11 protein-coding genes are annotated in these 14376 nt (G+C 68.0%); 4 read left to right on the top strand and 7 right to left on the bottom strand.

The window, feature by feature from the left end; translation table 11 throughout:
* From BLV57_RS35085 to BLV57_RS35060, 6 genes are all read right to left on the bottom strand, one after another.
* A partial coding sequence (locus BLV57_RS35085) for a helix-turn-helix domain-containing protein (RefSeq protein WP_218134942.1) occupies window positions 1-191 on the bottom strand: 191 nt, incomplete at its 3' end.
* A 132-nt stretch (window positions 192-323) separates the two neighbouring features.
* Window positions 324-1856, bottom strand: a complete 1533-nt coding sequence (locus tag BLV57_RS35080) for a CocE/NonD family hydrolase (RefSeq protein ID WP_091296766.1) — start codon at window positions 1854-1856, stop codon at window positions 324-326.
* A gap of 21 nt (window positions 1857-1877) precedes the next feature.
* Window positions 1878-3269: an aspartate ammonia-lyase gene (gene aspA, locus BLV57_RS35075; RefSeq protein ID WP_091296763.1), complete on the bottom strand. Its 1392-nt coding sequence runs from the start codon at window positions 3267-3269 to the stop codon at window positions 1878-1880.
* A 72-nt stretch (window positions 3270-3341) separates the two neighbouring features.
* Window positions 3342-4307, bottom strand: a complete 966-nt coding sequence (locus tag BLV57_RS35070) for an asparaginase (protein WP_091296760.1) — start codon at window positions 4305-4307, stop codon at window positions 3342-3344.
* On the bottom strand, window positions 4304-5731 hold the full coding sequence (locus BLV57_RS35065) for an amino acid permease (RefSeq protein ID WP_091296758.1): 1428 nt from the start codon (window positions 5729-5731) through the stop codon (window positions 4304-4306). The genes BLV57_RS35070 and BLV57_RS35065 overlap by 4 nt, the downstream gene beginning before the upstream one ends.
* Window positions 5728-6402 carry a FadR/GntR family transcriptional regulator gene (locus BLV57_RS35060; protein WP_091296755.1) on the bottom strand — a complete coding sequence of 225 codons (675 nt, stop codon included), beginning with the start codon at window positions 6400-6402 and terminating at the stop codon, window positions 5728-5730. The genes BLV57_RS35065 and BLV57_RS35060 overlap by 4 nt, the downstream gene beginning before the upstream one ends.
* A 447-nt stretch (window positions 6403-6849) precedes the next feature.
* On the opposite strand from BLV57_RS35060, the gene BLV57_RS35055 reads away from it, so the two are divergent.
* The gene (locus BLV57_RS35055) at window positions 6850-7338 is read left to right on the top strand and encodes a hypothetical protein (RefSeq protein WP_143047227.1); all 489 of its coding nucleotides are present in this window, start codon (window positions 6850-6852) and stop codon (window positions 7336-7338) included.
* Between the two features lie 40 nt (window positions 7339-7378).
* Complete coding sequence (locus tag BLV57_RS35050) at window positions 7379-7813, top strand: VOC family protein (RefSeq protein ID WP_091296750.1); 435 nt, start codon at window positions 7379-7381, stop codon at window positions 7811-7813.
* Between the two features lie 64 nt (window positions 7814-7877).
* Here the strand turns inward: BLV57_RS35050 and BLV57_RS35045 are convergent, their stop codons facing one another.
* Window positions 7878-9095, bottom strand: coding sequence for a DUF222 domain-containing protein (locus BLV57_RS35045; protein ID WP_091296748.1), 1218 nt, complete (start codon window positions 9093-9095; stop codon window positions 7878-7880).
* A 246-nt stretch (window positions 9096-9341) separates the two neighbouring features.
* Between BLV57_RS35045 and dnaE the strand changes: the two genes are divergently transcribed.
* Window positions 9342-12932 carry a DNA polymerase III subunit alpha gene (gene dnaE / locus BLV57_RS35040; RefSeq protein ID WP_091296746.1) on the top strand — a complete coding sequence of 1197 codons (3591 nt, stop codon included), beginning with the start codon at window positions 9342-9344 and terminating at the stop codon, window positions 12930-12932.
* Entirely contained in the window at window positions 12929-14344 is a 1416-nt protein-coding gene (locus BLV57_RS35035; RefSeq protein ID WP_091296744.1) for an MFS transporter, read from the top strand. The genes dnaE and BLV57_RS35035 overlap by 4 nt, the downstream gene beginning before the upstream one ends.
* Window positions 14345-14376: the final 32 nt, after the last annotated feature.

The raw sequence follows: 14376 nt of genomic DNA, 5'->3' as shown, positions 1-14376 counted from the left end.
GGCAACGCGGTCGGGTGGTGTTTCGGGGCGGTGCTGCGCCGGGTGAACCCCGCCGCTCCTTCGGTCCGGAACCGGTTCACATAGTGGTAGAACCGGTCACGTTTGACGTCGTGGTCACGGCAGAACCGCGTCACGTTGATCTTCTCGCCCGCCGCGACCCGCGCGACCATAGCGACGAACTCAGGATCCATCGAAAACCCTGCTCTGCCCATCGCCGCATGATCACCACAACACCCCTGGTCACCACACCGACAGGCCGGTCAGTGTCTGTGAGGTCCTGAAACATCAACTGTCGGGTAAGTCCTGAACGAAGACAGCCGGTTCTAACCGGTCATACCACTCACGACCGCGGGCAGTTCGATCCGGCTCGCGTGGGAAACCTTGATCTCGCAAGGGTTCTCCGCCGGGCGGTCGAAGCGGGGGAAGGCGCCGCCGGAGACCTGCACGCGCAGGCGGTGGCCGCGGTCGAAGCGGTAGGCAGTCGGGTCCAGCGCCACCTCGGCGACGGTCTGGCCTGGCCGGAGCCGGACGATGCCGTCGGTGACATTGCGCGAGACACCCTTGGGCGAGACGTCGCAGAGGCGGACGAAGATGTCGGCCTGCCCGGCGTCGACGTGGATGTGCGCGGTGATCTCGCCGATCACGTCGAGCTTGGCTTCGAGCGGCTCGCCGGTGTAGACGAGGACGTCCGGCCTGGCCTCGAGTTCGCGGTTGTCCTGCTGTTTGGTCTTGCCGGAGAGCGCCGCTCCGCCGACGGACGGCGTCGGGTCGGCCGGGTCGTAGGTGAACGAGTCCGAAGTGGACTCCGGATCACGTGAGAGCTTGCCACCGGGGCCCAGGTGCAGGGTGGTGCGAACGGCCTCGGCGGGCGGCCACCGGTCGAAGTCGAGCCAGCGGTCGGCGTTCTGCAGGAACAGGCGGACCGGACGGCGGTCCACCAGGGGCTCCAGGCCGAAGTGCGCGCGCAGCCAGGAGACCTGGTCGGTCAGCTGCGGCCCGATGCTCGACGGTTCCGCGTGGCTCCACGGGCCGATCGTGATCCGCGCCGGGGTGCCCGCCGCCTGGAGTTCCTTGAAATCGCGTAGCTGGCCCTGCAGGAAGATGTCGTACCAGCCGGTGAACAGGCTGGTCGGCGTCTTCAGGTCCGAGATCGCCTTACGGTGATGGATGTCCTGCCACGAGTCGTCCGGCGCGGTGACCTCGCGGATGAACGGGATGCGCTCGCCGGTGGCCGCGACGTCCAGTTCGGACACGGGCAACGACCGGATGGCGCGCGCGGTTTTCTTGCCCTGCAACGGACTTGTGCGCTGCTCCTGCTGAGAGACCATGACGCCCCACGGTCCCCAGGTGCCGAGCGCGAAGGCGCCGCCGGGGTAGAACGCGTCGGTCACGTCGGAGCTGACGATGGCCGCGCACAGCGCCTCGAGCTGCTCGTCGAGGTACGGGGCGGTCGCCCAGGCGGTGTAGCCGAGATAGCTCGCACCGGCCATGGCGACGCGGCCGTCGCACCAGCGCTGGTCGCGGAGCCAAGCCACGGTCGCGACACCGTCTTCGCGCTCCTGGTGGAACGCCGACAGGGTGCCTTCGGAGCCGAACGTGCCGCGCACGCTCTGGGTGACCACTTGCAGGCCGCGCCGGGCGAAGGCCGAGGCGACCAGGTCGGGGAAGAGGCCCTTGCGGCCGTAGATGCTGCGGATCAGCACCACGGGCATCGGCTCGTCGCCCGGCGGGCGGTAGCGGTCGGCGTAGAGGCGGGCGCCGTCGGGCATGGGCACGGCGATGTCGCGGGTGACGACCGGTTTGGGGCCCTCCGACGGTGCCAGGCCGAGTAACCGGTCGACCAGACGGTGCAGCATGGGGAGGGCCCCTTTCCAGTGTCAGCGCAGGCGCGCGAGTGTTTCCGGTCGTAGTAGCTCGGCCAGTTTCTCAGCCGGGAGCAAACCCTTTTCGACGACGAGTTCCGCCACGCCGCGGCCGGTGGCCAGCGCCTCCTTGGCGATCTCGGTGGCCGCCGCGTACCCGATGGCCGGGTTCAGCGCGGTGACCAGGCCGATCGAGTTCTCCACATAGCCGCGCATGATGTCGGCGTTCGCGGTGATCCCCGAGACGCAGCGCTCGGCCAGCGTGAGGCACGCCTGCTGCAGGTGCGTGATGCTCTCCGAGAGTGAGTGCAGGATGATCGGCTCGAACGCGTTGAGCTGCAGCTGACCGGCCTCCGCCGCCATGGTGATGGTGACGTCGTTGCCGATCACCTCGAACGCGACCTGGTTGACCACCTCGGGGATGACCGGGTTGATCTTGCCGGGCATGATCGACGATCCGGCCTGCACCGGCGGCAGGTTGATCTCGTTGAGCCCGGCGCGCGGGCCCGACGAGAGCAGCCGCAAGTCGTTGCAGCTCTTGGAGAGCTTGACCGCGATGCGCTTCAGCACACCGGACAGGTGCACGAACGCGCCACAGTCCTGAGTGGCCTCGACCAGGTCGGCGGCGGTGACCACGGGCAGCCCGGTGATCGCGGCGAGGTGCTTGCACGCGGCTTCGGCGTAGCCAGGCGCGGCGTTGAGCCCGGTGCCGATCGCGGTCGCGCCGAGGTTGATCTCGTGCAGCAGCGTGACGGCCTCGTTGAGGCGCAGGCGGTCTTCGCCGAGCATGACCGCGTAGGTCCCGAACTCCTGGCCGAGCGTCATCGGCACGGCGTCCTGCAGCTGGGTGCGGCCCATCTTCAGCAGGTCGTGGAACTCGACGGCCTTGGCGGCGAAAGCCTGCTCCAGCACGGTCATCGCTTCGGACAGCCCGCGCACCGCGATGATCGTCGCGATGTTGACCGCGGTCGGATAGGCGTCGTTCGTGGACTGTCCCAGGTTGACGTGCTCGTTCGGGTGGAGGTAGGCGTAGTCGCCCTTCTCGTGCCCGAGCAGCTCCAGCGCGCGGTTGGCGATGACCTCGTTGGCGTTCATGTTGGTCGACGTGCCCGCGCCGCCCTGGATGACGTCGACCACGAACTGGTCGTGCAGCGCGCCCTCGCGGATTTCCTGGCACGCGGCGCAGATCGCGTCCGCGAACTCGGGCGCCAGCAGGCCGAGCTCGGCGTTGGCGCGCGCGGCCGCCTCCTTGACCGCGGCCAGCGCCTCGATCAGGTGCGGGTACGACGAGATCGTGGTGCCGGTGATCGGGAAGTTCTCACGGGCGCGCGCGGTGTGCACACCCCAGTAGGCCTCCGCGGGGACTTCCTTGTCTCCCAGCAGATCGTGCTCGACACGCGTGGTCACGGTCGTTCTTCCCTTCAGGCTTGCTTTTCAGGCGGCATGCTCTTAGGCGGCTTGCTTTCAGGCGGCTTGCATTTAGACGGAATGGTGCACTTGCTTGGCCAGCTCGCCGACGACGGCGAGCCCGTCTTTCCCGTCCGTGCCCGCGAACGGCGCGAGCAGCGCCGGGTCGACCCCGGCCAGCGCGAGCGCGGCGGCGGTGACCGGCGGGCGCGCGCGGTCGGTGCCGTCGGCGATCTTGACGCCGATCGCGGTGCCGTCGGGCAGCGCGGCGATCTGGACGGCCTCGAAGCCGTCCTTGGCGATCAGTCCCGGCACCGCGCGCATCAGCTGGGTGACGTCGCGGCGGGTGCCGGCGACCATCTCCGGATGCGCTCGGATCGCTTGCGCGACAAGGCCTTCCTCGCGGGTGATGCGCCCGGCGGCGGTGGCGAGCCCGCGCAGCGAGACCGCGAAGAGCGGCGCGCCGCAGCCGTCCATGGCCACGTGCGCGATCTTCGCGCCGGTCAGGTCCTCCATGGTGGCGGCCATCTGGCGCTGCATCGGGTGCGCCGGATCCAGATAGTCCTTCGTGGACCAGCCCTTGAGTCGCGCGGTGCACAGCATCGCCGCGTGCTTGCCGGAGCAGTTGTGCGCGAGCTTGCGCGCGGCCCGGCCCGCGGCGACCCACTCCAGCCGTTCGACCGGGTCGTACGGCAGGTCGGCGGGGTTGCCCAGGTCGTCTTCGGTGAACTCGCCCGAGGCGAGGATGCGTTGCGTGCCGTCGAGATGGATCTCCTCGCCGGAGTGGCTCGCCGCGCTGAGCGCGAGCAGGTCCGGCGGCAGCGCAAGGCCCATCCTGGTCATCGCGACGGCCTGCATCGGCTTCGCGGTGGACCGTGGGTAGAACGTCGTCTCGACGTCACCGGCTTGGAACACGACTTCGCCGTCCGGCGCGACCACGACGACCGAGCCGTAGTGGATGCCTTCGATGAGCCCGTCCCGCAGCACGTGCACGAGCGGCACGTGCCGCGGAACGCCGATCGGGGGAGCGGGGTTCATTCCATCTTCTCCAGTACGGACATGTCGATGCGCTTGCGCACGGCGAACCAGCCGATCACCAGCGCGAGCGCGATGGCGGGCAGCGCCATGAGCGTGATCCGCCCGGTGTGGTCGAAGCCCATCAGCACCACGACGGCGGCCAGGAAGGCCAGCGTGACGATCTCGGTGAACGGCGAGAACGGCAGGCGGTAGCTCGGGCGGGTCAGCTCGCCGCGCTTCGCCTTGCGGACGAAGAGCAGGTGGCACAGCACGATGATCGCCCAGGTGGCGAGGATGCCGATGGCGGCGAAGTTCAGCACGATCTCGAACGCCTCGGACGGCACCAGGTAGTTCAGCCCGACACCGACCACGCAGACGGCCGCGGTGAGCATGATCCCGCCGAACGGCACCTGGTTCTTGTTCATCTTGCCGGTGAACTTCGGCGCCGAGCCCGCCAGCGACATCGACCGGAGGATGCGGCCGGTCGAGTAGAGGCCCGAGTTGAGGCTCGACATGGCGGCGGTCAGCACGACCAGGTTCATCACGCTGCCCGCGTGCGGGATGCCGACGTGCGAGAGCACGGTGACGAACGGGCTTTCCTTCTTGCTGTAGGAATCCCAGGGCATCAGCATGGCCAGCAGCACGACCGAGCCGACGTAGAAGATGCCGATACGCCACATGATCGAGTTGATCGCCTTGGGCATGATCTTCTCGGGGTTCTCGGTCTCGCCCGCGGCGACGCCGACCAGCTCGACGGCGGCGTAGGCGAACACGACACCCTGCACGATCAGGATCATCGGGATGATCCCGGCAGGGAAGATGCCGCCGTGGTCGGTGATCAGCTGCGGGCCGGGGATGCTGCCGTCGATCGGGTGGCTGGTCACCAGCAGGAAGATGCCGATCACCATGAAGATCACCAGCGCGGCGACCTTGATGATGGCGAACCAGAACTCCATCTCGCCGAACAGCTTCACGCTCACCAGGTTCAGCGTCAGCACGACCGCCAGCGCGATCAGCGCGAGCACCCACTGCGGGATCGGCGTGAAGAACGACCAGAAGTGCGCGTACAGCGCGATCGCGGTGATGTCGGCGATGCCGGTGGTCGACCAGTTGAGGAAGTGCATCCAGCCCGCGACGTACGCGCCCTTCTCGCCCATGAACTCACGGGCGTAGGACACGAAGGCGCCCGACGACGGGCGGTGCAGGATCAGCTCGCCGAGGCTGCGCACGACGAAGAAAGCGAAAAGACCGCAGACCGCGTAGACGATCGCGAGCGCGGGGCCCGCCTGCGCGAGACGGCCACCGGCGCCCAGGAAGAGCCCGGTGCCGATCGCGCCGCCGATGGCGATCATGTTGATATGACGGGCTTTCAGCGACTTGCTGTAGCCCTCGTCACCGGCGTCGACAGACTTGTGCTCGCCGTTGAGCATGGTTTGTTCGGTCACGGTGTCCTCTTGGTCGTTTTTGTGACAGTCGTTTTCGTGACAATGGTGGTGAGCGCGTTCTCGACATGCTCGAGATGAGCGGTCATGGCCGAGACGGCCGCGCTTTCGGAGCCATCGGCGATCGCGGTGACGATCTTCCGGTGCTCGCCGTTCGACTTCACCCGCCGGTCGCCCAGCTGGTTCAGGAAGGACGACTGTCTCGCGAGCGCGTCGCGGATCTCCTCGATCACCTTGCCGAAGACGGGGTTGCCACTGGCCTGGGCGATGGTGATGTGGAACAGCGAGTCCAGCGCTACCCAGGCGGTGTTGTCGGTCTCGTGCTCCATCCGCTCGAGCAGATGGGTCAGCAGGTCGAGGTCGTCGGTGCTGCGCCGCAGCGCGGCATAGCCCGCGACCGGGATCTCGACATGACGGCGTACCTCGAAAAGATCGCGGGCCGAATAGGGACCGAACGTAGGATTCTCGGCGGGACCGCTGGCGGTGACGAAAGTTCCCTTGCCGGTACGGGAAACCGTGAGGCCGAGTGCTTGCAGCCCGCGCAGCGCTTCGCGCACCACGGACCGGCTGACCTCGAACTCCTTCGACAGGCTCGCCTCGGAGGGCAGCTTGTCCCCGACCGCGTACTCGCCGTGCTCGATGGCGCCGCGCAGGTGCGCCAGCACGGCCTCCATCGCACTGACCCGCCGGATACCGTGTCCGGCTGTCTGGCTGTCCGACAGGTTCATGAGCGAATAGTGAGACCTGGCGTGAGCGGTTGTCAAGACCAGCGGTGATCCAGTGTCAGCTTGAGGTTGCTCGACGTTACGAAAGCCACATTCGAGCCGGCTCGCGCTGCGAAAGCCGTGGTCCTATGGGGCGGCCAAGGCGTTGGGGACGGGTTCGGGGATGGGGATGCGTGGGCGGGTGGCCCGATGTTGGCGCGGCCTGGTGTTGGGCTCGGGTCGAATGTGAGCGAGACCCGGAGTGTTGGGCGCTGGTCGCAGGTGGGCGAGGCCTGGGGTGTTGAGCGCTGTGGTGTGGGCGCGGCCTGGGCGGGATGTGGGCGGGGGCACCGGCATCGTGAGGTTCTGGTCGGCCGCCGGGACTTCCGGCGGCGTCGTTCGGAGGGGAGCTTCTTGATGGGGAAAGCACGCTGGACAGGTTTGACCGCCGCGGTGGGGATCGCACTGGCGATCCTCACGCCGGACGCGACTGCCGCGCCCGGCGACCACTGCGTCGCCGATGTGGGCACCGGAGCGGTCGCCTGCTTCGCGACCGAGGCGGCGGCCGACGCCTACCACCCCGCGGCCAAGCCCCGGGTGGAGCTCGCCCGGCTCTACGACCTGCCGGGCTACCGGGGACCCTCGCTCCGGCTGGACGGTGACGCCGCCCAATGCACCCCGAGCACGGCCGATCCCGAGGTTGCGGTGCCGAACCTCGCCCTGTCGCACTGGGACAACCGGGCCTCGTCCTTCAAGGTGGCCGCCCAGTGCCGGGTCAAGCTGTGGGACGGGGACCGCTACGCCGGCCAGTCCACGGAGGGTGGGCGTGACGGGTATCTGGATCACTCGGAGAACCTCGCGATCATCGGGTTCGACAACCGGGCGACGTCGCTGAAGATCTCTTAAACGGCGAGAACATCCGAGCGCGCGTGGCTAGGGTGGGCGCATGGGGTCGGTCAAGCAGTTCCAGGTCACGTTCGATTGTGCGGAACCCGAGCGTGTCGCTCGTTTCTGGTGTGAGGTGCTGGGTTACGTCATACCGCCCCCGCCTGAGGGGTTCGCCAGCTGGGACGAGTTCGATCGCTCGCTGCCTCCTGAGCACCAGGGTTCGTCCTTCGCCTGCGTTGATCCGTCAGGGATCGGCCCCCGGCTGTATTTCCAGCGCGTTCCCGAAGGCAAGGTCGTCAAGAACCGGGTGCATCTCGACGTCCGGGCCGGCACCGGTCTCGTGGGTGAGGAACGCCTCGCCGTGCTCGAGGCCGAGTGCGCCAGGCTGGTCGAACTCGGCGCGGTCTGCGTGCTGGTGCAGCGTGCTGACGGCATCAACGAGTCGTGCATCTGGATGGAGGACATCGAAGGCAACGACTTCTGCCTCGACTGAAGCCCGGCGCGACGCTCGCTCAGCACGGCCTCGTTCAGCACGGCCTCGTTCAGCACGGCCTCGCTCAACATGGCGGAGCCTCCGTGATCGGGGTCGTGGGGACGAGGGGGACCAGGGGCGTCTTCTCCTTCTTGTAGGTCTTCTTGGTGATGGCGGAGGTCCAGATGGGGTCGCCGTCGGCGCCTATCTCGACCTTCCAGAAGCCGCTCTGCCTGGCGCGGTGGTGGCGACGGCAGGTGGAGCGGCCGTTGTCTTTGCCGGTCCGGCCGCCCCGGCCGTGCGGGCGGGTGCGGTCGTGGCCGCCCTTGTGCGCGACTCGGGCGCAGCCGGGGGCGTGGCAGGTGGTGTCGCGGAGCCGGGCGAACTCCTTGAGGTGCTTGCCCGGGCGGTACTTCGCCTTGGCCATCTTCTGGGCGTGGCCCTCGTCGTCGACGAGGACGCCGGTCCAGGTGGCCTGCAGGCTGAACGCGATCTCGCGTAGCTGCGAGGCGGTGATGGGGCCGTAGCCACGCAGGGAGCCTGGCAGGTCGTCCAGGCCGAGGATGGTCGAAGCGTTGCCCGCGACGTAGACGTGGGCGACCGTCTTGCTGGAGAACTTGCCGAGCAGGAGGTCTCGGAAGACGTCCGCGCGGAGCCGGCTCATCGAGCGGGGATCCTTGGCGCGCTTGAGGTCGCGGGCGATCGTGTCGACGCGGTCGGAGACCGCCCCGACGGCGTCGGCCGTGTCGCGCCAGTGCAGCGTCGCCATGCCGTCCTCGTCGTTCTGGACCGAGACGCGGCGCTTCTCCCTCGCTTTGGCGTGGCGGGCCGCGGCTCCTTCGGGGTCGATCTTGAGCTTGGTGCGGCGGAGCAGCTCGCCCAGCTGTCTCGGGGTCTTGTCACAGGCGAGCGGGTGGATGATGTCGTCGAGCTCTCGGGCCATGGCCGCGGACAGGACCCAGGAGGCGCGGTCGATCTGGGCGGCTCTTCGCACGCTCAGGAGACCGGCCGCCAAGGCGGCTCTGGTCCGGGGTAGCCGGGTCTGGAGGCTGTACGCCAGCGCGACGTCGTTGCCCGCCATCGCGGTGCTGATCTTCTGCTCCGCGGCGAGGTGGTCGATGGCGGCTTCGGTGTCGCCGATGGCTTCGCAAAGACTGAAGATGACGTTGAGGCGGACGGCTTCCAGGCGGGCTTGGCTTCGGTTGATCGCATTGACGGCCTCCAGTGATTCGGCGGTGGACAGGGTCTCTGGGTTGAGGGTCAGCAGGTCTTGGACCGCGACCGGACATCTCGTGTCGCTCATACGTTCGACTTTAAGGACGTGGGACACTGGCCGCTAGGTGCCTCACTCGAACGTGTCGGCGCGGGAATGGCAATTCATGAATCGATCAGGCGTTCTATGCTGGAATTCGCATTCATGAACCCGGGTCGCCGCCGCGCAACACGCGCGCGGGTCCTACCGGGGAGGCGGCCGCCGAGGGCGCAGACTAGTCTGGTCGCCCGGGGCCGCAGTGCCGCACGTTGATCCACTTCGGGGAGGTTTTCGCTGGTGTCGAACGATTCCTTCGTCCACCTGCATGTGCACACCGAGTATTCGATGCTCGACGGTGCGGCGAAGATCGCGCCTCTGTTCAAGGAGGCGGCGCGGCTCGGGATGCCCGCGGTCGGGATGACCGACCACGGCAACATGTACGGCGCCGACGAGTTCTACCAGCAGGCGGTCAAGCACGAGCTGAAGCCGATCATCGGCATCGAGGCCTACATCGCGCCGGAGAGCCGGTTCCACAAGAAGCCGGTCTTCTGGGGACAGGCCAACCAGCGTGGCTCCGACGAGTTCGGTGAGGGCGGCGACGTCTCCGGTGGCGGTGCGTACACGCACATGACCATGCTGGCGGGGAACTCGACCGGGCTGCGGAACCTGTTCAAGCTGTCCTCGCTGGCCAGCATGCAGGGCTACTACCGCAAGCCCCGGATGGACCGCGAGCTCATCTCGGAGAACCACGAGGGCATCATCGCGACCACCGGCTGCCCGTCGGGCGAGGTGCAGACGCGGCTGCGGCTGGGTCAGAAGCAGGAAGCCATCCAGGCCGCTTCGGACTACAAGGACATCTTCGGCGCCGACAACTTCTTCCTCGAGCTGATGGACCACGGGCTGCCGATCGAGCGCTCGGTCCGCGAAGGCCTGCTGGAGATCGGCAAGCTGCTCGACCTCAAGCCGATCGCCACCAACGACTCGCACTACGTCACCAAGGACCAGGCGGACACGCACTCCGCGCTGCTCTGTGTGCAGGCGGGCAAGACGCTCAACGACCCGACCCGGTTCAAGTTCGACGGGGACGGCTACTACCTCAAGTCCGCCGCCGAGATGCGCGAGTACTGGGACAGCGAGGTGCCCGGCGCCTCCGACAACACGCTGCTCATCGCCGAGCGCGTCGAGTCGTACAAGGACGTGTACACGCACAAGGACCGGCTGCCGTTCTTCGCCGTCCCCGAGGGCTACGACCAGGGCACCTGGCTGCGCGCCGAGGTCGACAAGGGCCTCAAGTGGCGGTTCCCCGACGGCGCGCCGGAAGGCTACGCCGAGCGCATCGAGGTCGAGCTCGACGTCATCATCGGCAAGGGCTTCCCCGCCTACTTCCTGATCGTCGCCGACCTCATCAACTACGCGCGCAGCGTGGGCATCCGCGTCGGCCCCGGCCGTGGTTCCGCGGCTGGCTCGCTGGTCGCGTACGTGCTGGGCATCACCAACCTGGACCCGATCCCGCAGAAGCTGCTGTTCGAGCGGTTCCTGAACCCCGAGCGCGTCTCGATGCCCGATATCGACATCGACTTCGACGACCGCAGGCGCGGCGAGATGATCCGGTACGCGACCGACAAGTACGGCGTCGACAAGGTCGCGCAGGTCATCACCTTCGGCACGATTAAGACCAAGGCGGCGATCAAGGACTCCGCCCGCGTCCACTTCGGCCAGCCCGGGTACGCGATCGCGGACCGGATCTCCAAGGCGCTGCCGCCGCCGATCATGGCGAAGGACATCCCGCTTTCGGGCATCGTCGACTCCAGCCACGAGCGCTACGCCGAAGCCGCCGAGGTCCGCACGCTCGTCGAGACCGACGAGGAGTGCAAGACGATCTTCGAGACCGCGCGCGGCCTCGAAGGCCTGATCCGCAACGCGGGCGTGCACGCCTGCGCGGTCATCATGTCGAGCGAGCCGCTCACCAACGCGATCCCGCTGTGGCAGCGTGACGACGGCTCGATCATCACCGGCTGGGACTATCCGTCGTGCGAGGCCATCGGCCTGCTGAAGATGGACTTCCTGGGCCTGCGGAACCTGACGGTCATCGGTGACGCGATCGACAACATCAAGACCAACCGCGGGATCGACATCGACCTCGACCGGCTCGGCATGGACGATCCGGAGACGTACAAGCTGCTGGCCCGCGGTGACACGCTCGGCGTGTTCCAGCTGGACGGCGGGCCCATGCGTGACCTGCTGCGCCGCATGGAGCCGACGGTCTTCGACGACATCGTGGCGGTGGGCGCGCTGTACCGCCCCGGCCCGATGGGCATGAACGCGCACAACGACTACGCCGACCGCAAGAACAACCGGCAGAAGGTCAAGCCGATCCACCCGCAGCTCGAAGAGCCGCTGCGGGAGATCCTGGCCGACACCTACGGCCTGATCGTGTACCAAGAGCAGATCATGCACATCGGCCAGAAGGTGGCCGGGTACACCATGGGCCGCGCGGACGTGCTCCGCCGAGCCATGGGTAAGAAGAAGAAGGAAGTACTCGACAAGGAGTACGTCGGCTTCGAAGAGGGCATGAGGTCGAGCACGCTCGTCGAAGGCGGCTTCTCGCCCGAAGCGGTCAAGGCGCTGTGGGACACGATCCTCCCGTTCGCGGGCTACGCGTTCAACAAGAGCCACGCGGCCGCGTACGGCCTGATCTCCTACTGGACCGCGTACCTCAAGGCGAACTTCACCGCCGAGTACATGGCCGCGCTGCTCACCTCGGTCGGTGACAACAAGGACAAGTCGGCGATCTACCTGTCCGAGTGCCGCAGGCTGGGCATCAAGGTGCTGCCGCCGGACGTGAACGAGTCGGCGCTGAGGTTCGCGGCCGTCGGGGACGACATCCGCTTCGGCATGGGTGCCGTCCGCAACGTCGGCGCGAACGTCGTCGAGTCGATCATCAAGACCCGTGAGGAGAAGGGGAAGTACTCCTCCTTCACCGACTTCCTCGACAAGTCCGAGCTCGTGGCCTGCAACAAGCGGGTCATCGAATCGCTGATCAAGGCGGGCGCGTTCGACTCGCTCGGCGCCACCCGGCTGTCGATGATCCAAGTGCACGAGGACGCGGTCGAAGCCGTGGTGCCGCTCAAGCGCCAGGAGGCGATGGGCCAGTTCGACCTGTTCGGCTTCGGTGGCGACGACGGGGACGACACGGTGGCGGCCTCTTCTTCGCCGCTCGCGCACCTCAAGTTCGGCGAAGAAGAGTATCCGCGCAAGCAGATGCTGGGCTACGAGCGGGAAATGCTCGGCCTCTACGTCTCCGCGCACCCGCTCGACGGCGCGGAGTTCATCCTCCGCAAGCACGCGCCGAGGCCGATCGCCGCGATCCTCGCCGACCCGCCGAAGGAAGGTGAGCTCGTCATCTCCGGCCTGATCACCTCGCTCGAGCGGCGGGTCAACAAGAAGGGCGAGCCCTGGGCGATCTGCACGGTCGAGGACATGGACGCCGCGCTGGAGGTGCTGTTCTTCCCCAAGGCGTACGCGATGTTCGCCGGTGACCTCATCGAAGACAACGCGGTGCTGGTCAAGGGCAGGGTCAACTGGCGCGAGGACAAGATGTCCGTGTTCGGCGGCGGGCTCGTGCCGCTGGACCTGTCCGACGCCGCCATCGGCGAGGAGGAGCCGCCGCTGGTGCTGCTCGCCGCCGCCGAGAAGATCGACCAGGCCGTGGTGAGCGAGCTGAAGTCGACGCTGCTGGCGCACAAGGGCGACACCCCGGTGCACCTCAAGCTGGTCGGGCAGAAACGGCAGACCGTGTTCGCGCTCTACGACTACCCGGTGAAGGTCACCTCGATGCTGATCGGGGAGTTGAAGGGGATCCGGGGCATCACCGCGAACTCGCGATGACCGCCGCCGAGCCGGACCCGCGGCGCTGGAAGGCGCTCGCGGTCACGCTGGCCGCCGGGTTCATGGGGCTGCTCGACGTCAGCATCGTCAACACGGCGCTGCCGTCGATCCAGCGTGAGCTGCCCGCGTCCAACGGGGGCATCCAGTGGGTGGTCTCCGGGTACGCGCTGACCTTCGGCCTGGTCCTGGTGACCGGCGGCAGGCTCGGTGACATCCTGGGCAGGCGCAAGATGTTCCTGCTCGCGCTGGCCGGCTTCGTGCTGGCGAGCGCGTTCTGCGGCGCGGCGCCGAACGAGTGGACGCTGGTGCTCGCGCGGCTGCTGCAGGGCGCGGTCGCGGGCATGCTGACCCCGCAGAACAGCGGGCTCATCCAGGACATGTTCCGCGGGCCGGAGCGGGGCCGCGCGTTCGGCCTGTTCGGCGCGACCGTCGGGATCTCGACCGCGGTCGGGCCGGTGCTCGGCGGCGCGATCCTGTCCGTCGCGAGCTGGCGCTGGGTGTTCTTCGTGAACGTCCCGATCGGCCTGCTCGCGTTCGTGCTCGCGATGCGCTGGCTGCCGAAGGCGCCGCATCGGCACGGCAGGCTGCGTGACGAGGTCGACTTCGCCGGGATCGTCTTGCTGGGCATGGCGGTGCTGGGAATCCTGCTGCCGCTCATCCAGGACGGGATGTGGTGGCTGTGCGCGGTCGCCGTGGTGGCCGGGTTCGCGTTCGTGCGCTGGGAACGGCGGACCGTCGAGCGGGGCCGCCCGCCACTGCTGGACATCCGCCTGTTCACCGGCACGCCGGGCTACGCCTCCGGCGCCGCGGTCGGCGCGATCTACTTCTGCGGGTTCGCCGGGATCTGGCTGGTGTTCGCGATCTTCTTCCAGCAGGGGCTGGGATATTCGCCGCTGGAGTCGGGGCTCGCGGTGACGCCGTTCGCGCTCGGCTCCGCCGTGTCCTCGGCGGTCGCCGGGCGGCTGGTGTCGACCTGGGGCCGCAAGCTCACGGTCATCGGGCTGACCATGGTCGCGACCGGGCTGACGGTCGTCGCCGTCGTGGTGAACATCGCGGCGCCGCAGTACGCCGGGCTCGTCGTCGCGGTGCCGCTGCTGGTGGCCGGGATCGGCGGCGGAATGGTGATCTCGCCCAACATCACGCTCACCCTGGAGTGCGTGCCCGCGCCGCTGGCCGGGGTCGCCGGTGGCGCGTTGCAGACGGGGCAGCGGATCGGGACCGCGATCGGCACGGCCGTGCTGGCGGCGGTGTTCCACGCGCTGTTGCCCGGTGACTATCCGCGTGCGCTCTCGGCCGCTTTGGGCTGTGCGATCGTGATCACGCTGATCGCGCTCGGGCTCGCGCTGGCGGAACTCCGGGTTCGCCGTGCGCGACGACCTTTGCCCGAAGGGGCAGGAATTTCACAGGACTAGACCACCCAGATGGATCATCATGTCACCCAAGG

Source organism: Amycolatopsis xylanica, from assembly GCF_900107045.1.
GTDB classification, from domain to species: Bacteria; Actinomycetota; Actinomycetes; order Mycobacteriales; family Pseudonocardiaceae; genus Amycolatopsis; species Amycolatopsis xylanica.
Note: the sequence above shows the minus strand (reverse complement) of the source record. Positions and strands in the feature narration are given on the sequence as shown.